The 17,564-nt window shown below is 71.9% G+C and carries 12 protein-coding genes; 6 read left to right on the top strand and 6 right to left on the bottom strand.

The window, feature by feature from the left end; all coding sequences use genetic code 11:
- Positions 1 to 638: 638 nt before the first annotated feature.
- The 3 genes from AC16DP_RS50615 to AC16DP_RS50605 all read right to left on the bottom strand — a co-directional run bounded on the left by AC16DP_RS50615 (position 639) and on the right by AC16DP_RS50605 (position 4,906).
- On the bottom strand, positions 639 to 1,346 hold the full coding sequence (locus tag AC16DP_RS50615; protein ID WP_329734372.1) for a hypothetical protein: 708 nt from the start codon (positions 1,344 to 1,346) through the stop codon (positions 639 to 641).
- Between the two features lie 22 nt (positions 1,347 to 1,368).
- Positions 1,369 to 3,519: a serine/threonine protein kinase gene (locus AC16DP_RS50610; protein ID WP_329734373.1), complete on the bottom strand. Its 2,151-nt coding sequence runs from the start codon at positions 3,517 to 3,519 to the stop codon at positions 1,369 to 1,371.
- Positions 3,520 to 3,586: 67 nt separating this feature from the next.
- Positions 3,587 to 4,906, bottom strand: a complete 1,320-nt coding sequence (locus AC16DP_RS50605) for a trypsin-like peptidase domain-containing protein (protein ID WP_329734374.1) — start codon at positions 4,904 to 4,906, stop codon at positions 3,587 to 3,589.
- Positions 4,907 to 5,036: 130 nt separating this feature from the next.
- Here AC16DP_RS50605 and AC16DP_RS50600 point away from each other — a divergent pair, with 130 nt between their 5' ends.
- A complete protein-coding gene (locus AC16DP_RS50600) occupies positions 5,037 to 6,035 on the top strand; it encodes an ATP-binding response regulator (RefSeq protein WP_329734375.1) in 999 nt (332 codons plus the stop codon).
- 91 nt (positions 6,036 to 6,126) lie between these two features.
- Here the strand turns inward: AC16DP_RS50600 and AC16DP_RS50595 are convergent, their stop codons facing one another.
- A complete protein-coding gene (locus AC16DP_RS50595) occupies positions 6,127 to 7,167 on the bottom strand; it encodes an agmatinase family protein (protein WP_329734376.1) in 1,041 nt (346 codons plus the stop codon).
- A gap of 251 nt (positions 7,168 to 7,418) precedes the next feature.
- Here AC16DP_RS50595 and AC16DP_RS50590 point away from each other — a divergent pair, with 251 nt between their 5' ends.
- Positions 7,419 to 11,540, top strand: a complete 4,122-nt coding sequence (locus AC16DP_RS50590) for a protein kinase domain-containing protein (RefSeq protein WP_329734377.1) — start codon at positions 7,419 to 7,421, stop codon at positions 11,538 to 11,540.
- A gap of 9 nt (positions 11,541 to 11,549) precedes the next feature.
- On the opposite strand, the gene AC16DP_RS50585 is transcribed toward AC16DP_RS50590, so the two are convergent.
- Positions 11,550 to 14,132: a DEAD/DEAH box helicase gene (locus AC16DP_RS50585; RefSeq protein ID WP_329734378.1), complete on the bottom strand. Its 2,583-nt coding sequence runs from the start codon at positions 14,130 to 14,132 to the stop codon at positions 11,550 to 11,552.
- A 101-nt stretch (positions 14,133 to 14,233) separates the two neighbouring features.
- A complete protein-coding gene (locus AC16DP_RS50580) occupies positions 14,234 to 15,220 on the bottom strand; it encodes an NAD(P)H-quinone oxidoreductase (protein ID WP_329734379.1) in 987 nt (328 codons plus the stop codon).
- A 79-nt stretch (positions 15,221 to 15,299) separates the two neighbouring features.
- Here AC16DP_RS50580 and AC16DP_RS50575 point away from each other — a divergent pair, with 79 nt between their 5' ends.
- From AC16DP_RS50575 to AC16DP_RS50560, 4 genes are read left to right on the top strand one after another with little or no spacing between them, the layout of a single operon-like run.
- The gene (locus AC16DP_RS50575; protein ID WP_329734380.1) at positions 15,300 to 15,431 is read left to right on the top strand and encodes a hypothetical protein; all 132 of its coding nucleotides are present in this window, start codon (positions 15,300 to 15,302) and stop codon (positions 15,429 to 15,431) included.
- A 47-nt stretch (positions 15,432 to 15,478) separates the two neighbouring features.
- Positions 15,479 to 15,685: a DNA gyrase inhibitor YacG gene (locus AC16DP_RS50570; RefSeq protein WP_329734523.1), complete on the top strand. Its 207-nt coding sequence runs from the start codon at positions 15,479 to 15,481 to the stop codon at positions 15,683 to 15,685.
- Entirely contained in the window at positions 15,682 to 16,419 is a 738-nt protein-coding gene (locus AC16DP_RS50565; RefSeq protein WP_329734381.1) for a tyrosine-protein phosphatase, read from the top strand. The genes AC16DP_RS50570 and AC16DP_RS50565 overlap by 4 nt, the downstream gene beginning before the upstream one ends.
- A gap of 16 nt (positions 16,420 to 16,435) precedes the next feature.
- Positions 16,436 to 17,470: a lysylphosphatidylglycerol synthase transmembrane domain-containing protein gene (locus AC16DP_RS50560; protein ID WP_329734382.1), complete on the top strand. Its 1,035-nt coding sequence runs from the start codon at positions 16,436 to 16,438 to the stop codon at positions 17,468 to 17,470.
- Positions 17,471 to 17,564: the final 94 nt, after the last annotated feature.

Genomic DNA, 17,564 nt, shown 5'->3' with positions numbered 1-17,564 from the left:
ATTGTGTCGTACGCCATCGGGCCGGATTGACGAGGCATCTGGCTTGCGGAAATTGACCCCCTTGGTGGGTCTCCGGTCGTAGACCTCGACCTTGCCAGCGCTCTGCTGGGGCTTGTTCTTCCTCAAGGGAGAGGAACTCCCCGCGCAGCCGCAGCCCCCATGGGGATGCTCGCGCCTGGGTCATTCCCGCCGCTGCCGGGGACTCCCCCAGCAGCCGCAGTCGAGGATGGGCCGGAGGCTGGAAGGACCGGAAGGCGGCGAGAAGGGGGCGTATCTCCTCTACGCCCAGCTCTTCCATTCCCGGGTGGGGCGGCGAGGTGGGAAAGGAGAGCCGAAGCGGGCCTCCGGCAGCGGGCTGATGAGCACCGGCAGGGGCTCGGGCCTGGTGAATCCACCCGCTGCTTCCTGCTCCTGCTGGAGGTGTTCCTCAATGCCTGCCAGGGCTCGTGCGTGTTGCTGCTCCGGGTCCGTCGGGAGCCGCGCTCGAGACGTCGCGCACGCAGCGCAGAAGGCGAGGCCCGACAACAAGAGCAGGTGTAGCAAGAAAGGGCGACGTCTCATGCGAGCCGGCTCCTCGGGTGTGTCCATGGAGCCGGCTCACCGCCAGAGCGCGTGAGCCGGCCGGAGTCCGGGGCGGCTCAGAGGCGCAGGCCGGCGAACAGCTGCACGTTGAAGCCGCTCAGGCTCCAGGTGGACTGCGAGTCGGAGATGGTCACGTTGCCGGCGCGGGCGGTGTACGTGTACTGGCCGGCCGAGTAGCGCAGGCGGCCCTCGGCGCCGAAGAAGAGGTTGTCGCTGAAGAAGTACTTGGCACCCAGGCCCAGGCCCACCGAGGGGCCCACGTCGCTGCCCACGTACTCGAAGTCGGTGCTGGAGCCGGAGCCGCCGGAGACGGTGCCGGCCACGCGCGTGGTGGTGAGGGTGGCGCCCGCGAGCGCCAGTCCGTAGAGGTCCACCTTCTCCAGGCCGGGCGAGTTGCTCGGCAGCAGGTGGTAGGAGGCGCGGACGTGCGGCGAGTAGAACATGCTGCTCCAGCTATAGCCGGTGAGCGTGTTGAGCAGGAGGCAGGCGGAGACACAGCCACCGATCTCGAACTCACCGCCGAGGGCCAGCACGCCGGGGCCCAGTGGCAGCACGCCCACGTCGGCGCCCACGCCCAGGTTGACGAAGGCCAGCACGATGTCCGCGTTGAGCATCGCGCGCGCGTCGATGTCGCCCACGCCCTGCACGCGGTTGAGCCGGGGTGCCGGCTGGGCCTCCGCCGCGGACGTCTGGGCCTCCTGGGCCCGGGCGGACGTCACCGTCAGCAGCGAGGCCAGGCACAGCATTGCGATTCTTCCCTGCATGTTTTCCCCTCCAGGTTTCACGTCACGGTGTCTCGTGTGCCACGTCGAATGTCACGCGCTGGCGGGGCTCGAGCCGGAAGGTCTTCTCCCAACGGGCCTTGCCGGTGGTGACGACGAGCTGATGCTCCCCCTCGAAGAGGGTCAGCTTCGGGCCCGCCTTGCGTCCATTGAGGAAGATGCGCGAGCCGGCCGGGGCGCGCACCAGCACGGTGCCCCTGCCCAGGAGGATGCGCTGCTTCGTCGTGCCCTGGGGCTGGACGGTGATGGCGCGGGTGGTGCGCACGCCCTTGGTCTTGTTGCTCAGCTCCAGCGTATAGGCCCCGGGTGCCAGCGGTACCAGCAGCGGCGTCTTGCCGAGCCGCTTGCCCTCCAGCGACACCTCCACCGGTGGCATCACGAGGAGCTGGAGCTTCGTATTCACCACGGGCGCCTGGGCGGCGGGCGTCTCGGGGCTCGCGGACGCGGGCGGGGTGGCGGGCAGTGTCCCCGAGGCGGGCACCACGGCGCCTCCCGGCGTGGACGGAGACGGCCCCGCCGCGAGGGCCACGGCCGTCCCCCCATCTCCCTCCAGCGCGGGCTGTGAGGTGGCCACGGCCGTTCCCCCATCCTCCAGCGCGGGCTGCGCGGCGGCCGGGGTGGGCTCCACGGGCTTCGCCGGAGCCGGGGCCACGGCGGAGGACGGCTTGGGCTTGGGCCGGGCGGCGGAGGCCACCTGCGCGGCCGCGGGTTGCGCTCCAGCCTGCTGTTGCTGCTGCCAGAAGAAGAAGCCACCGGCGGCGGCCGCGATGGTGGCCAGCGCCCCGGCGAGGAGCGGCAGGCGCGAGCGCCGCTTCCTGGGCACGGGCGCGTCGTCCTCGGCCGGGGGCGCGGGGGGCGTCCGGCGGGCGGCGGGTGGACGGGGCGCCTCGGGCTCGTCCGGAGGAAGCGGGCGGGGCGGCTCGGCGAGGGGCGGCGTGCGGGGCTCCTCCTGGAGCTCCGGTGCGCGGGGCTCCTCGCGCGGAGGCAGCGGGCGGGCCACGCCGGGGCGGGAGTGGCGGCCGGTGAGCTCCATCACCGAGTCCAGGGCGACTTCGTCGTCCTGCTCGAAGGGGACGTCGTGGAACTCGGCGTCCGCGTTCTGCGTCGCCTCGTCGAGGACGACGGGGGGGATGCTGCCCGTGATGGGGCGCGAGGGCGCGACGGTGGCGGTGTTGCCGGAGGGGCGCGTGGGGGCCACGGCCGGCATCCCCGTGAGCGAGGCGCGGCGGGCCACGTCCGCCAGGCCGATCTCCAGCATCTGCCGCCGGGTGGCGCGCGCGTCCCGGTCCGGTGGGAAGAGCTGGGCGAGGAACTCGGAGAACGTCTCCGCGGAGGGCAGCCCCTCGACGGCGGCCACCACGGCCTCGCGGAACTCGAGGGGGGTGGCGTAGCGCTCGTTGCCGCGCTTGGCGGTGGCGATGCGCACCACCTCGGCGAGGCCTCGCGGAACGTCCGAGGGCAGGGGCGGCAGCTGCCGGGTGATGACGGCCTGATCCGAGTCCTGCGCGTCCTGGAAGGGCATGCGCCCCGAGAGGCACTCGTGCAGCAGCAGGCCCAGGAGGAACACGTCGGTGCGGGCGGTGACGGCCTCGCGGCCGCCCATGAGCTGCTCGGGGGCGCTGTAGTTGCGGCGGTTGCGCACGCGCCGGCCGTTGCGCTCGCGCGGGGCGACATTGAGGGCCCCGTAGCCCGTCACCTTGCACACGCCATTGAAGGAGACCATGACGGTCTCCGGGCGCAGATCTCCGTGGACGAGCGGCGTGCCGTCATCGTTGCCGGCCAGGTGCGCGTAGTGCACGCCCATGGCCACGTCCGAGACGATCAGCGCGGCGAAGGCGGGGGGGATGCGCGGACGCACCTCCAACACCCGGCGCAGCGACTCGCCATCGGCGAACTCGGTGATGCGGGCGAGCCCGGCCTCCAGGGGCACCAGCCCGTGGACGCGCAGGATGTTGGGGTGCTCCAGGACGGCGGCGCGCTGTGTCTCGCGCTGCAAGTGGGCGGACAGCTCGGAATCCCGGGTGACGTCGGGAGGCGCCCAGACGAGCACCACCGGACGGGGCGGGACACCTTCCTCGAGCGCCAGCCCGAGGAATGCCCGGGAGCCCTCGCCGGCCAGCAGCGGCCCGAGCGGGTGATAGCGAACCTGACTCATGCAGGCCCCCATGCTAGCAGGCCCGGGCCGGGGAACCGCTAGGGCCCTCTCCAGGGGCCCCCTTTCCCTAGAAGGGCAGGGTGATGTTGTAGCGGTAGCGGCCGCGCTGCACGAGCAGCAGGACGCTCCGGGTGCCCCGGGCGGACAGCAGGGCCTCCTGGAAGGCGGTGGGCTCGGCCACCGGCTGGTTGTTGATGCGCAGGATGACGTCTCCCTGATCCAGGCCGATCTCGTCCGCCGCCGAGCCGGGGCGCACCGCCTGGATGGCCATGGCGCCGCGCGTGGGCTTTACCCTCAGTCCCAGCCGGTTCCACCCGAGGGCCTCCACGAGCTGGGGCGGGAACTCGGCGGGCGTCACCTGGAGGGTGCGCTGGCCGCCCTCGCGGAAGAGGACGAGCGGGAAGGCGGCGCGGGCGGGGTAGCCCCGGGCCCGGCTGATGTAGTCCTCGGCATCGGAGATGCGCGAGCCGCCCATCTCGGCGAGCACGTCACCCCGGCGCACGCCCGCCTGCTCGGCGGGGCTGCCCGGCTCCACGTCGCTGACGACGACGCCATAGGTCCGGTCCCACCCGAGCTGCCGGGCGAGCCGGGGCGACAGCGGCTGCACCTCGATGCCCACCCAGGACGGGCGCACCTTCCCGAAGCGGGTGAGCTCGTCCATGATCCGGCGCACCTTGTCCGCGGGGATGGCGAAGCCGATGCCCTGGGCGCTGGCGATGATGGCGGTGTTGATGCCGATGACATCCCCGTCCACGTTGAGCAGCGGCCCGCCCGAGTTGCCCGGGTTGATCGCCGCATCCGTCTGGATGAAGTCGTTGTAGGTCTTCCCATCCGCCTTGAGGGAGCGGCCCGTGGCGCTCACCACGCCCGCCGTCACCGTCTTGCTCAGCCCCAGGGGGCTGCCGATGGCGATGACCGTTTCGCCGATCATCAGGTCCGAGGTGGTGCCCAGCTTCGCCGCGGGCAGCGGCTGCTTGGAGCTCACCTTGAGCACGGCCAGGTCGTTGTTGGCGTCGCTGCCGATGACCTCGGCCTCCAGCTCGCGCCCGTCGGCCAGCACCACGTGGATGGCGGAGGCGCCGCGGATGACGTGGTCGTTGGTGATGATGATGCCGTTGGGGTCCACGATGACGCCGCTGCCCAGGCCCTGCTGGCGCTGGCGCTGCTGGGGAACGCCGAAGAACTCCTCCAGGGGCGAGCGGCGCCCGCGGAAGGGGGACTCCTCCTCGCTCTCGGTGCCGATGAAGACGACGGCGGGGGAGACCTTCTGCACCACCTCGACGATCTCATTGCGGCGCCGGGCCGCGTCGGCGCGGGCGCTGGTGCCGCTGGTGAAAGTCAGCAATACGGCGAGCAGCAGTCCCCACCGGCTCACTTGGTTCTTCACGTCAAGTCCTCCCTCTGAGGCATGGCAATGTCGGCTCCATGACGCCCTGACTGTCGGGAACTCCGCAGCAGGGCGGGCATTCCCGGCCCCCGGACTGGCGTACAGGTCCGGGGTTGAATGGAATGAGCACATGAGTCTCGTCCTTGTGGCGGACGATGAGCCCGCGGTGCTCGAGGTGCTGAGCCAGGTCGTCGAGGACCTGGGGCACGATGTGATCCAGGCACGCGATGGCGAGGAGGCGTGGAACCTCGCGCGGGCGCGCCGTCCGAATCTGGTGGTCACGGACCACATGATGCCTCGCCTGAGTGGCGTGGACCTGTGTCGCAAGCTCAAGAGCGACGAGGTCCTCGGCCGCGTTCCCATCATCCTGTTGAGCGCGGTTCTCCCACATGGTGCGCCCGAAGCGCACGCCTTCCTGCACAAGCCCTTCGAGATCACGGACTTCGAGACGTTGATCCGCAAGGCGTTGGAGGAGGCACCCCGGCCAAAGCCGCTGGAGGGGGCGTCGGCGATGGAGGCGCTGGGGGACTGGGTGGCGAGGGGCTTCGAGGGGCCGCTGGAGACGGCGCGGGCGCAGGTGGAGCAGCTGCGGGGGGAGGGGAAGGCGGAGAGCGGAGCGCTGGAGACGCTCGGGGCGCAGCTGAAGACGCTGGAGGCGCTGACGAGGGATTTCCGGGAGGCGGCGTACCTGGCGGCGCGCACCGTGGTGGTGGTGCCGGTGGTGGCGGACGTGAGCGTGCTGGTGCGTCAGAAGCTGGAGACGTGGAAGCAGCGGCACCCCGAGGTGAGCTGGGAGCTGCGGCAGCCGGCGGCGCCGGTGGAGACGCGGTTCGATCCGGAGCGGCTGCGCCGGGTGTTGGACGGGCTGCTGGGCCATGCGGTGCGGCACGGGGGCCTGGTGCGGGTGGAGCTGGAGGCCTCGCCGTCGCTGGTGACGATCCGGGTGAAGGACGCGGGCCCGGGCATCTCGGACGAGGAGCTGGGGCACCTGTTCGAGCCGTTCGGAGCGGGAGCGGGGCTGGGGCTCTACATCGCCTCGGAGCTGGCGCGGCTGCATGGCGGCGGGCTGTCGGTGGAGTCGAAGAAGGGGCAGGGCACCACGCTGAGCGTGATGCTGCCGAGGAGTTGATCCTCACGGCCCCAAGCACGGATCCACCCCTCTCCCTTCGGGAGAGGGACGGGGTGAGGGTATCGCGAGCCACGGGTTCCCCCGGTGGCCCCTACTTGCGCTGCTCGGACTTCAGCATCCAGCCGATCATCTTGTAGAGCAGGCGCGCGCCCACGTTGCCATCCCACTCACCGCCCTCGGGATCCGGCGCGACCTCGGTGAGGTCGAAGCCGACGATGGTGCGGCCGGAGCGGACGACCCCGGAGATGAGGGCGACGGCCTCGGGGAAGGAGAGTCCGCCGGGGACGGGCGTGCCGGTGTGGGGGCAGAGGGTGGGATCGAGCCCGTCGATGTCGAAGGACAGGTAGACGTGCTGGGGGAGGCCCTCGAGCATGGCATCGACCTGGCGGTTCCAGGGGATGCCGTCGAAGCGCTTGTGGTTGATGTCGGAGTCGAAGAAGGCGCGGACGCGGCCGTTGGACGAGGCGATGTAGCGGTGCTCGTCCTCGCTCATGTCGCGGATGGCGACCTGGACGAGCGACTTCACCCCGGGGATGCGCTCCATGACGTTGTGCATGATGGAGGCGTGGGACCAGGTGAAGCCCTCGTAGGCGTCGCGCAGATCGGCGTGGGCGTCGAGGTGGAGGACGCCGAGGCCGGGGTACTTCTCGGCGTGGGCGCGGATGATGCCGAAGGAGATGGAGTGCTCTCCCCCGACGGCGCCGACGCGCTTGCCCTGGGCGAGCCACTGCTTGGCGGTGCGGTAGACGGCGTCGTGGAGCTGCTCGCAGAGGGTGTTGACCTCGGTGGAGGCGGCCTGGAGCTCGGGGTTGGAGGGGTCCACGCCGCCGGCCTCGATGATGGGGACGGCGCGCTCCTTGGCGCGGGTGTTCCAGGCGCGCCACTCGGCGGGCTCGGGGAGGAGGGCGATGCCGCGCTCATAGGGGCGGCCGGTCTCGACGTCGAAGAGGTCGACCTGGCGGCTGGCCTCGAGGACGGCGGAGGGGCCGTCGGAGGTGCCACCGCCGTAGCTGGTGGTGGCCTCGAAGGGGACGGGGATGAGGACGACGTGGGCCTCCTCGGGGGAGTGGGGGAGGCCGAAGATGCCGGAGTCGGGGGGGGCGGCGGCGCTGGGGTCGAAGGCAGCAGGCATGATGGCGGCGGAGGATAAGGGGCCGTGTGCGCGAAGCAACGATCCTCTGCGTCCGGACAATCCGGGAGAGGGACGGGTGCCACGGGCCTGGGGTGGAACCCCTGTCCGCCCGCTCGCTGGCCTGTCGCCCGATGCCGTACACCCTGGCCCGGAGGTCATTGCGAGTCCGAGCGTCTGTCTCCAGCTTCGCCCTCCTGACAAAGGAGGGGCCTCACTTCCCGGGGCACGCCATTCGTTCTCCAAGAGGGCGCATGGACGAGACCCGGGAGGGAGCGATGAGCAAGGATGCTCCATGGGAGGACAGGGAGGCGTGGCCGGTCACCGGTGCGCCCCAGGCTCCTGGGGCCTCCGGGCCCGCCTCCGAGTCCGGTGACTCCTTCCTGAGGGAGGTGCTCCAGGTCGAGCCTGCCTCCCGGCTGCCCGTTCCCGGACAGTGGCTCGGGGGCCTGGAGGGCCGGCGTTTCGAGATCCTCGAGCCGATGGGCCGGGGCGGAATGGGGCAGGTGTTCCGCGCGAGGGACGCGACGCTGCGGCGTGAGGTGGCGCTCAAGTTCCTGCTGCCCCGCCCGGGCTTCGAGGAGCTGGCGCTCGCCGAGGCGCGGGCGGTGGCCCGGCTGGACCACGAGAACATCGTCCGCATCTTCGACGTGGCGGAGTGGAGCCCCGCGCCCGGCCAGGCCCGGGTGCCCTTCCTGGTGATGGAGTGCCTGGAGGGCGAGTCGCTCGCCGGGCTGCTGCGGCGCGAGCGCCCCGGGCTCTGGCGGGCGCTGGAGATTCTCGAGGCCATCGCCGCGGGCCTGGCGCATGCGCACGAGCGGGGCATCGTCCACCGCGATCTCAAGCCCGGCAACGTCTTCCTCACCCGCGAAGGGACGGTGAAGCTGCTGGACTTCGGCCTGTCGCACCTGGCCGTGGAGCCGGTTGGCTCCGAGCTCCAGCTGGCGGGAGGCACTCCGGCCTACATGGCGCCGGAGCAGTGGCGCGGGGAGCCGCAGGACGCGCGCACGGACATCTGGGCGGCCGGCGTGGTGCTGTACGAGCTGCTCACGGGCGAGCCGCCCTTCCAGGGGGCCACGTTGGCGGAGCTGCGCGAGCGGGTGACGTCCCCGGAGCCAGCGCCCTCGGTCCGCGTGCGCCACCCGGAGGTGCCGCGGCGGGTGGCGGTGCTGCTGGCCACCGCGCTGGCGAAGGACCCGGCCCGGCGTTTCTCCTCGGCGCTGGAGCTGCGGCAGGAAGTGCGCGAGCCGCGGGGAAGCTCGGCCGAGCCCCAGCGGCGTCAGGTGACGCTGGTGTCCTGCCAGCTCGGGGGGCTCGCCGAGAGCGGAGGGCCGCTCGATGCCGAGGACATGGGCGAGCTGGAGCAGGCCTTCCACGAGGCGTGCCTGGAGCTCATCGAGCGCAACCGGGGCACCGTGGCCCTGTCCATGGGCGGCGAGGTGCTCGCGTGCTTCGGTTGGACCCTGGGCCGGGAGGATGACTCGGAGCGCGCGGTGCGCACGGGGCTCCAGCTCACGCGGGAGCTGCGGGACACGCTTCAGCGCCGGCTGCCGCACCTGCCCCTCTCCGGCCTGTTCGTGCGGGGTGGCATCCACACGGAATGGATGGGGGTGGGCCCGCGGCTCCAGGGCGAGGCCCCCAAGGTGGCCGCGTGGCTCGCGCGGCGGGCCGGGCCGGGAGAGGTGGTCGTCAGCGACACGACGTGGAAGCTCGTACGGGGCGCCTTCCAGGCCGAGCCGCTCGGCACCCACGTCTTCGAGGGACTGTCGGGACTCGTGAGCCTGGAGACGCACCGCGTGCGGGGCGAGCGGGAGGTGGCCTCCCGGTTCGAGCGGACGCACGTGGCCGGACGGCTCTCCCCGTTGGTGGGGCGGGAGCGCGAGTTGGAGCGGCTCCTGGGGTGGTGGGAGCACGCGCGGCGGGGACGGGGGGCCTTCGTCCTGGTGAGCGGTGAAGCGGGCATCGGCAAGTCCCGGCTCATCGAGGCGCTGTGCGAGCGGGTGGCGGAGTCGTCCACCCTGATCCGGGTGCAGTGTTGGTCCCGGTACAGCACCCACGCCCTGCACCCGATCCTCGAGCTGCTTCAGGTGGTGGTGGGCATCCGCCAGGAGGATCCTCCCGCGCTGCGCATGGAGAAGCTGGAGGCGCGGTTGGGGGCGCTGGGCCTGTCCCGGGAGGACCGGGAGCTGCTGGGCCTGTTGCTGGGCCTGCCCGTTCCCGAGGGCTCACCGGTGCTCCAGCTCACGCCCGAGCGGCGCAAGGAGAGGACCTTCCAGTCCCTGGTCCATATGCTCATGCACTGTCCTTGTGAGGACCCGCCGCGGCTGCTGGTCATCGAGGATCTGCACTGGGCCGACTCCTCCCTGCTCGAGTTCCTGGGCTTCCTCCTGGAATGCGTTGGGAAGGCGAGCTTCCTCGTCGTCCTGAGTGCCCGCCCGGAGTTCCAGCCGGACTGGCACGAGGGGGTGCACCGGTTGATGATGGAGCGGTTGCCGGCCGGGCGCGCCGCGGCCCTGGTGCGACAGGTGGCCCGGGAGCGCGAGCTGCCGGAGCGGACGCTCCAGACACTGGTGGAGAAGACGGATGGCATCCCGCTCTTCATCGAGGAGATGACGCGCATGGTCCTGGAGGGAGGGACGACGGCGTCCATCCCGCTCACCCTGCACGAGTTGCTGCTGGCCCGGTTGGATCTGCTGCCCTCGCGCCAGAAGACCCTGGCCCAGCTGGGCGCGGTGGTGGGGCGGGTCTTCTGTGGCAGGCTGCTGGCCGTCCTGTCGGAGCGTGATGAGACCACCGTGCTGCGTGACATCGCCGGGCTGATGGAGGCGGGGCTCTTGATCGAACGGGAGCGGGAAGACGTGCCCGGGCCGGAGTACCTGTTCCGGCACGCGCTCTTCCAGAAGGCCGCGTACCGGTCCCTGTCCCGGAGCACGCGGCGGCGCTACCACCGGCGCCTCGTGCCGGCATTGGAGACGCACTTTCCCAGGCTGGTGGAGGAGCGGCCGGAGGTGCTCGCGCACCATCTCACCGAGGCGGGAGAGCACGTGCGCGCCATCGGCTACTGGGCGAGGGCCGGACGGCTCGCCCGCGAGCGTCACGACAGCCTCGAGGCGCTGGGTCATCTGACCCGGGCGCTGGAGCTGTTGCCCGTCCTGACGGACGACTCGCGGCGCCTCCAGCGGGAGCTGGAGATCCGCATGGACCTGGGCCTCGCGATGTTGCAGGTGCATGGCTACGATGCGCCCGAAACGGAGCGGATGTTCGCCCGGGTCTGGGAGCTCCTCTCCCGGGTAGGCGAGGTGTTGCCGCGGCTCGACCTGTCCTTCTGGGGTCTCTTCGCCTATTACCGGGGACGGTCCGAGTACCACCGGGCGAAGGAGCTGGCGGAGCGGCTCGTGGACCTGGGCAGGCGCCACGGCCAGTTGGAGCTCTGGAGCCTGGGCGACGTGATGAGCGCGGTCATCCTCTTCTCCTGGGGACGGCCGTGGGAGGCCGCGCGGGCTCTGGCGCGTGTCCTGGGCCGCCCGGAGCCTTCTCTCGAGGAGCACCGGGCGCTGGCCATCCGCTATGGGACCGATCCCTGGACGATGGCGCTGGCCGAGAGCGCCATCGTCCAGGCCGTCCTGGGACGGATGGAGGAGTCGCGACGCCGTGCCCGGGAGGCGCTGGAGCTGGCTGGCCGCGTCGGTCATCCCTCCTCGCTGGGCTCCACGCAGGTCTATGTGGCCGTGGCTCGCCTGCTTCGCCGGGAGGCTCTGGGAGCATTGTCGCTGGTGGACCGGGCCCTCTCGTTCGCGAGCGAGCGCAGATTCGTGATGTGGAGCACGTGGGCGACGCTCGTCCGGGGAGGGGCCCTGGCCGGGCTGGGGCGGTCGCGGGAAGGCCTCGCACTCGCGCAGGAGGTCCTCGAGGTCTGGCGCGGGCGGGGCATTCATAACGGGATTCCCTCCTGCTTGAGCGTGATCGCACAGACCCGGTTGGCGTTGGGGCAGGTCCAGGAGGCGTTGGCGGCGATTGATGAAGCACTGGCCGAGAGCGTGGAGACGGGGGAAGTCAGCAGCGAGGCCTGGCTGCACCTGCTCCGGGGCGAGTGCCTGAGGCGGGCGGGAAGGGACGAGGAGGCGGGCTCCTGCTTCGTCCGCGCCGTCGCGGTGGCTCGTGCGCAGGGGGCGGGCCTGCTCGAGTTGCGTGCAACGGTGAGCCTGTGCCGCTTGCTGAGGGATAGGGGACAGGCGGAGGCGGCGCGGAGGATGCTGGAGCGGGCCTGTGCCGGGTTCGAGCCGGGCGGGGAGTGCCTCGATCTGCAGGAGGCGCGGGCGCTGCGGGACGAGTTGTCGCGAGGGGCGGAGCCCGCGTGGGGAGTCGCCAGCCCCTGAGCCTGGGGCTCAGCGCTTCGGGCGCCGGGGCCCCCTGCCTCGTGCCTCCTCGAGCTCGTCGGGCATCCACGGCATGTCGAGCAGCTCCTGCAGGTCGAGCAGCGAGTCGGCACGCAAGGCGCCGCGCCGGCCCCGGCCCACGACGAAGCGCATGGGCCGGTCGAGCAACGGAAGCTCCTCCTCCACGAGCGTACGTGCGAGCTTCTCCGGGAGATCGAGCCGGACCACCCCGAAGGGCTCTTCCGTCTCGTCCTCCTCCACTTCGTAGGCCAGCGGCACCTCGCGGTCGCGGATGAACACCGCGTCTGGCAGGGACAGGAGCTGCTCACGGGTCCCGGGCGGCACCAGCGCGTCCAGGTCGAGCGCCAGCGGGCGCGCGAGGAACTCCTCCATCGAGGTGACGCCCTCGAGCCGGGCCTCGTAGAGGGCGGTGAGCTCGGGCACCCCGAGCTTCGCCGTGCGTCCACCCGAGCGGCGCCACAGCTCGCGCACCTCGTCGATGGCGGGTTGGTTGTGGCGCACCGCCGGGTGCTCCGCCTCGCCGCGTGCCAGTGCCTCCGCGAGCGCGTGCCGGGCCCGGCCGGCCTGGTCCGGCCCCCAGGCGGGGAGCACCTCGGCCTCGCTCTCCAGCTCGAAGCCGGCGTACTCCACGTGCCACTCGCGCACGAGCGACATGTACCGCGTGTCGTAGGCGATCCCGGCCTCGGTGCGGCGCGCGTACTTCTTCAGCACGTCGAGCGGGAGGTGCGTGCCCTCGATGGCCGCATGCGGATTGCCATGGCGGTCGGCGAAGTAGCGGAGCGGCCCCGCCACCGCGCCCCAGCTTCCGCACACGCTCGTCTTCGAGACGCGGGCCTGCTCGCCCGAGGCCGTCCGCTCGTCGAGGGTCAGATCGAAGGGCATGAAGCACGCGAGCAGGTCGGCGAAGCGGCGGTACACGGGCGCCTCGACGAGGGGGAGCTGCTCGGGCAGGTCGAGGCGCAGGCTCCGGTAGACGCCCGCCATCACCAGCGCCGCGTCCTCGAGCGCTTTCACCAGCACGCCGCGCCGCTCGGCCCAGCGCTCCAGCTGCTCCGCGTGGAACAGGTGGCGCGGGAGCCCGTACACCTCTCCGATGTATCCCGCCTCGCGGTACGCGTCGGCGTAGAGGTTGTAGGCGGTGAGGTGATCGCTCCCGGGGGCGAGCACTCCCTCCAGGTCGCGCTCCTCGCGCGTCATGCGGTGGAGCGACTCGATGGCGCTGCACACGGCCAGGTAGGGGAGCAGCGCGTCCTCGGCGTTGACGATCAGCTCCGCCCAGGCGCGCTCCACCGGGAGCGCCTCGACCGCGCGGCCGTAGGACGAGAGCCGTCCCTGCGCGTCGATGATGTTGCGCTCCCGCAGCCGTTGGAGCACGCGCTGGTAGGCGGCGCGGTCGAGCGGCACGGGGAGATCCAACGTGTCGGCCCGCACCCCGAGCGCGGCGGCGGTGAGCGCCACGCGCTCCGGGTCTCCGGCGAGCTGGAACTCGGGCCCGGTCGGGCGGAGCGCGAAGAAGTCGATGTCGCGGTTGCTGAGGATGAAGATGCGCCCGCCCTCCACGCGGCCGTGCACGCGTCCGGCCATCTGGAGCAGCTCGTTGTTGCCGAGGTGGAGGCGCGTGAGCACGTTGCGTCCGCGCTCGACGAGATTGGCGAAGCGCGTGTCGTCGATGACGATGGTGTCGAGCCCCGGCACGTTGAGGGCGCTCTGTCCCGCGGCCGTCATGGCGAGCAGGTAGGGCCGGGGCGCCGTTCCCTCGAGGAAGGGACGGATGGCGCGGATGGGCTCGCCGCCGTGGTAGTGCGCCGTGTGGATGCCGGGCCAGCGGTGGCGGACGTACAGGGCCGCCTGCTCGACGGCCGCCCGCGTGGGGAGGAAGACGCCCACTCCGCGTTGCTCCTTCTCCACGGTGCGCAGGAACGCCTCGTCCAGGAAGGCGAGGGGAGGCCTGTTCTCGACCACGACGGTGGCCACCTTCTTCGGATCGAACGCTTGCACCTGGAGCACGTCGGCGCTGCCGAGGTAGCGCGCGTAGAGCGCCGGGTCGACGGTGGCGGAGAGCCAGATGAAGCGGCAGCCCACGCGCTTGCCGAGCGCGAGGCAGAGCTCGAGCTCCGCGGACGTCTGGTGGATTTCGTCGATGACGAGCGTGTCGTGCGCAAGGATGTCGCCGCTCTGGAACCAGCGCCGCGCGATGCCGGTCGTCACGATGATGACGTTCCAGGAGGGCGTCTCGGGGGTGGCCTCGCGCTCGCGGTTCACCACGCCAACGCGGAGCGGGGCCGAGCCTCCCTGGCCGACGATCTCCTCCGCGATGAGCCGGATGGCGAGCGTCTTTCCGGTGCCGGTCCCGGCCACGATGCCAAAGCCCTCTCCGGAGCGCGCCAGCTCGCGCACCCGGGGCCCGTGGTGCTTCTCGAGCCAGGTTTCGAGGCTCAGTCCGAGCGCGAGCTCGATCGTCTCGCACGCCGCGCGCGTGGGGGCGATGACGATGACGCGGCCCGTGGGGGGCTTGGCGGAGACGAAGGCGTCATGGTCGGGCGGCAGGTGGCGGTCGATCGGCGTGCGCACGCCGCCTACTCACGCACGGCGGAGCGCCTCGGGGAAGGGGGCGATGCCACCGCGCGCGGGTTCCCCGTCAACGATTGACCGCTTGAGGCCCGGGCGCCGCGTCACTCCCAGCGGAGGACGAGCTTGCCCACGGTGTCGTTGCTGGCCATGCGGGCGAGGGCCTCACGGGCCTCGCGCATGGGGTAGACGGCGTCGACCACGGGGGTGAGCGTCCCGGCGCGGAAGAGGGGAAGCAGGCTGCGCTCGGCGGCCTGGGCGAGCGCCATCTTCTCCTCGGGAGGCCGGCTGCGGAGCACGGTGCCGGTGACGCGCAGCCGCCGGGTGAGGAGGACGTCCAGGTCCACGGGCGCCTGCCGGCCGGCGACGAGCCCCACGAGCAGGACGCGGCCCTGGGGCGCCATGGCCCGGAGCGTCTCCGGGAGGTAGTCCCCGCCGACGAGCTCCAACGCCAGGTCCACCCCGCGTCCCCCGGTGGCTTCCCGGATGGCCTCCGCGAAGCGGGGAGGGGCCTCACACAGCACCGTCTTCTCCACGCCCCAGGCGGGGGCGCGGGAGAGCTTCTCCGCGTTGCGCCCCGTCCCCAGGCTCCGGGCCCCGAGGGCGCGGCAGATCTGCGCGGCGGCGGAGCCCACGCCGCTGGCGACGGCATGGATGAGCACGGACTCGCCCATGCGCAGGCCGCCCTGGAGCACGAGCGCGTCGAAGGCGGTGAGGTAGGCCTCGGGGAGCGCGGCGGCCGGGGCGAAGTCGAGGTTTTCCGGCAGGGGGAGGGCCTCGCGCTCGTGGGTGATGAGCTGCTCGGCGAAGGCACCTCCGCCCACGAGCCCCATCACGCGGTCACCGGGCTTGAAGCGGCGGGCGAGCGGGCCGGTGGCGATCACCTCGCCGGCATACTCGAGGCCGGGGACGTCGGAGGGGACGCCGGGAGGGGCGGGGTAGCCGCCGCGGATCTGCAGGAGATCGGCGCGGTTGAGCGCGGTGGCGCGCACGCGCACGAGGAGATCCGAGGGGCCGGGAGTGGGGGCGGGACGCTCCTCGAAGTCGAGCACCTCGGGACCGCCGGGACGGGTGATGCGGAGCACCTGCATGGGAGAGCACCTGGGAGGTCGTTGAACCGGGGCAGTCAAGCACGGATGCTCCCGGCCCCCCACCCGCAAGCTCTTCGAGGTGTTCTGGGGCGACTACCTGGAGTCCTCGAGCACCGGGCAGCTCGACGCGTCCCAGCGCGCGCCCGGTCTGCATCAGGGGCTGGACACCTTCCTGGAGGGAGCGCCCTGGCTGGCGGGGAGGGGGCCGTGAACGCGCTGGCCCGAGCGGGCACCGGGGTTTATGAGTACGGCGTGTCCATGAACCTCAAAGAGTGTTCCGTCTGCCGGAAGCCGGTCGCCCCGCGAGCCGAGAACCCGGCGTTTCCTTTCTGCTCCAAGCGCTGCCGCATGGTGGACCTGGGGCGCTGGCTGGGAGAGGAGTACCGGGTGCCGGACCGGCAGGCGGACGAGCAGGAGGACGAGCTGCCGGCCGAGCAGCATCCGGAGCGGGGCGGCGACGCGTGAGCGGGCTGTGCGACCTGCACTGCCACCTGGTGCCGGGGGTGGATGACGGGGCGCGCACGTTGGAGGACGCGGTGGAGATGGCGCGGGCGCTGGTGGACCTGGGCTTCACCACGGTGGCGCCCAGCCCGCACGCACGGCCCGAGTACCCCTCGCACGCGCGGCAGGTGGTGGAGGAGCGGCTGGCGGAGCTGCGCGAGGCGCTGGCGCGCGCGGGGGTGAAGCTGGCGCTGGGGACGAACGCGGAGAACTTCCTGGATGAGGCCTTCCTCCGGGGGCTGGGCACGCCGGAGGCGCGGCTGCTGGGGGCGGGGCGGTACGTGCTGGTGGAGCTGCCCTACACCTCACCGGTGCCCACGTTGACGGACATCCTCTTCCGCATCCGCCTGAAGGGGGTGACGCCGGTGCTGGCGCACCCGGAGCGGAGCCTGGAGTTCGAGCGTCCGGGCCGGGCGGCGGAGGCGGGGCGGGCCGGGGCGCTGCTGCAGCTGGACGTGGGGGCGCTGACGGGGCGGTACGGGGGGACGGCGAGGAAGCTGGCGCGGAGCTTCCTGGAGGAGGGGCTGTACGCCCTGGGGGCGACGGATCTGCACGGGCCGGTGGGCGCGCGGGAGTGGGTGGGAAAGGCGCTGGGGGAGCTGCGGAGCAGGGTGGGGGAGCGGGCCTTCACGCGGCTGATGGCCACCTCGCCGGGCCGCTTGCTGGCGGGGGAACCCCTGGAGTCCGGGGTGGGGTGAGGGTATACGGGCCGACGTGAATCGCGCCGTCAAACTGATCGCCAGCCTGCTCGTCACCCTCGTCTGCTCCTGGTGGGCCTTCCGGCACACGAACTGGGACTCGCAGATGGCCAGCCTGAAGTCGGCCAACTACCTGTGGGTGTTGCCGTACTTCGTCATCCTGACGCTGGTGCACCTGTCGCGGACGCTGCGGTGGGGCTGCCTGCTGTCGGGCATGGAGCGGGTGCCGTTCCGCCAACTGAACGAGGCGTCGGGCATCGGCTTCATGATGTTGCTGGTGCTGCCGTTCCGGTTGGGCGAGTTCGCGCGGCCGTTGCTCATCGCGCAGCGCAGCTCCATCCGCCGGAGCGCGGCGATGACGTCGGTGGTGCTCGAGCGCATCACGGACGGCATGTCCATCGCGGTGCTGATGCGGGTGCTGCTCTTCTTCGTGCCGGCGGAGGTGCCCGAGGTCCGCTACGTGAAGCTGGGGGCGAACCTGATGTTCGCGGTGTTCGGCGGCGGGCTGCTGTTCCTGCTCTTCGCGCTGAAGCACCAGGCGACGGCGGTGGGGCTGGTGCGCTCCACGGTGGGCCGGGTGGCGCCGGGCGTGGCGCACAAGATGGCGGACATCGTGGACACCTTCGTGGGGGCGATGCGGCAGTTGCCGGACCGGCGCCAGATGGGGCTCTTCTTCCTGTACACGGTGGTGTACTGGGGGCTGAACGGGGCGGGGATGGCGTTGCTGTCGAGGGCGTTCGGCCCGACGAGCCTGACGCTGTTCCAGGCGTACGTGGTGATGTCGGTGCTGGTGGTGGGCGTGATGATTCCGGCGGCCCCGGGGATGGTGGGCACGTTCCAGGCGGCGATCAGCGTGGGGCTGTCGCTCTTCCTGCCGGCCTCGGTGGTGAACGGGGACGGGATGGCGTACGCGAACGTGCTGTGGCTGTGCCAGACGGTGCAGCAGGTGGGCTTCGGGGTGGTGCTGATGTCGCTGGGGCACCTGTCCTTCAAGGAGCTGGCCGGCAAGCTGGACAAGGAAGGGCAGCAGGCCTCGTTACCGTCCGCCTGAGCCACTTGCCCCACTCCACTCCGCCCATTTCCCCTCTCCCCTCGGGAGAGGGACGGGGTGAGGGTATCGAGTGCCCCGGGTTCCCCCACCGTGA

It is taken from the genome of Archangium sp. (assembly GCF_057119385.1).
Note: the sequence above shows the minus strand (reverse complement) of the source record. Positions and strands in the feature narration are given on the sequence as shown.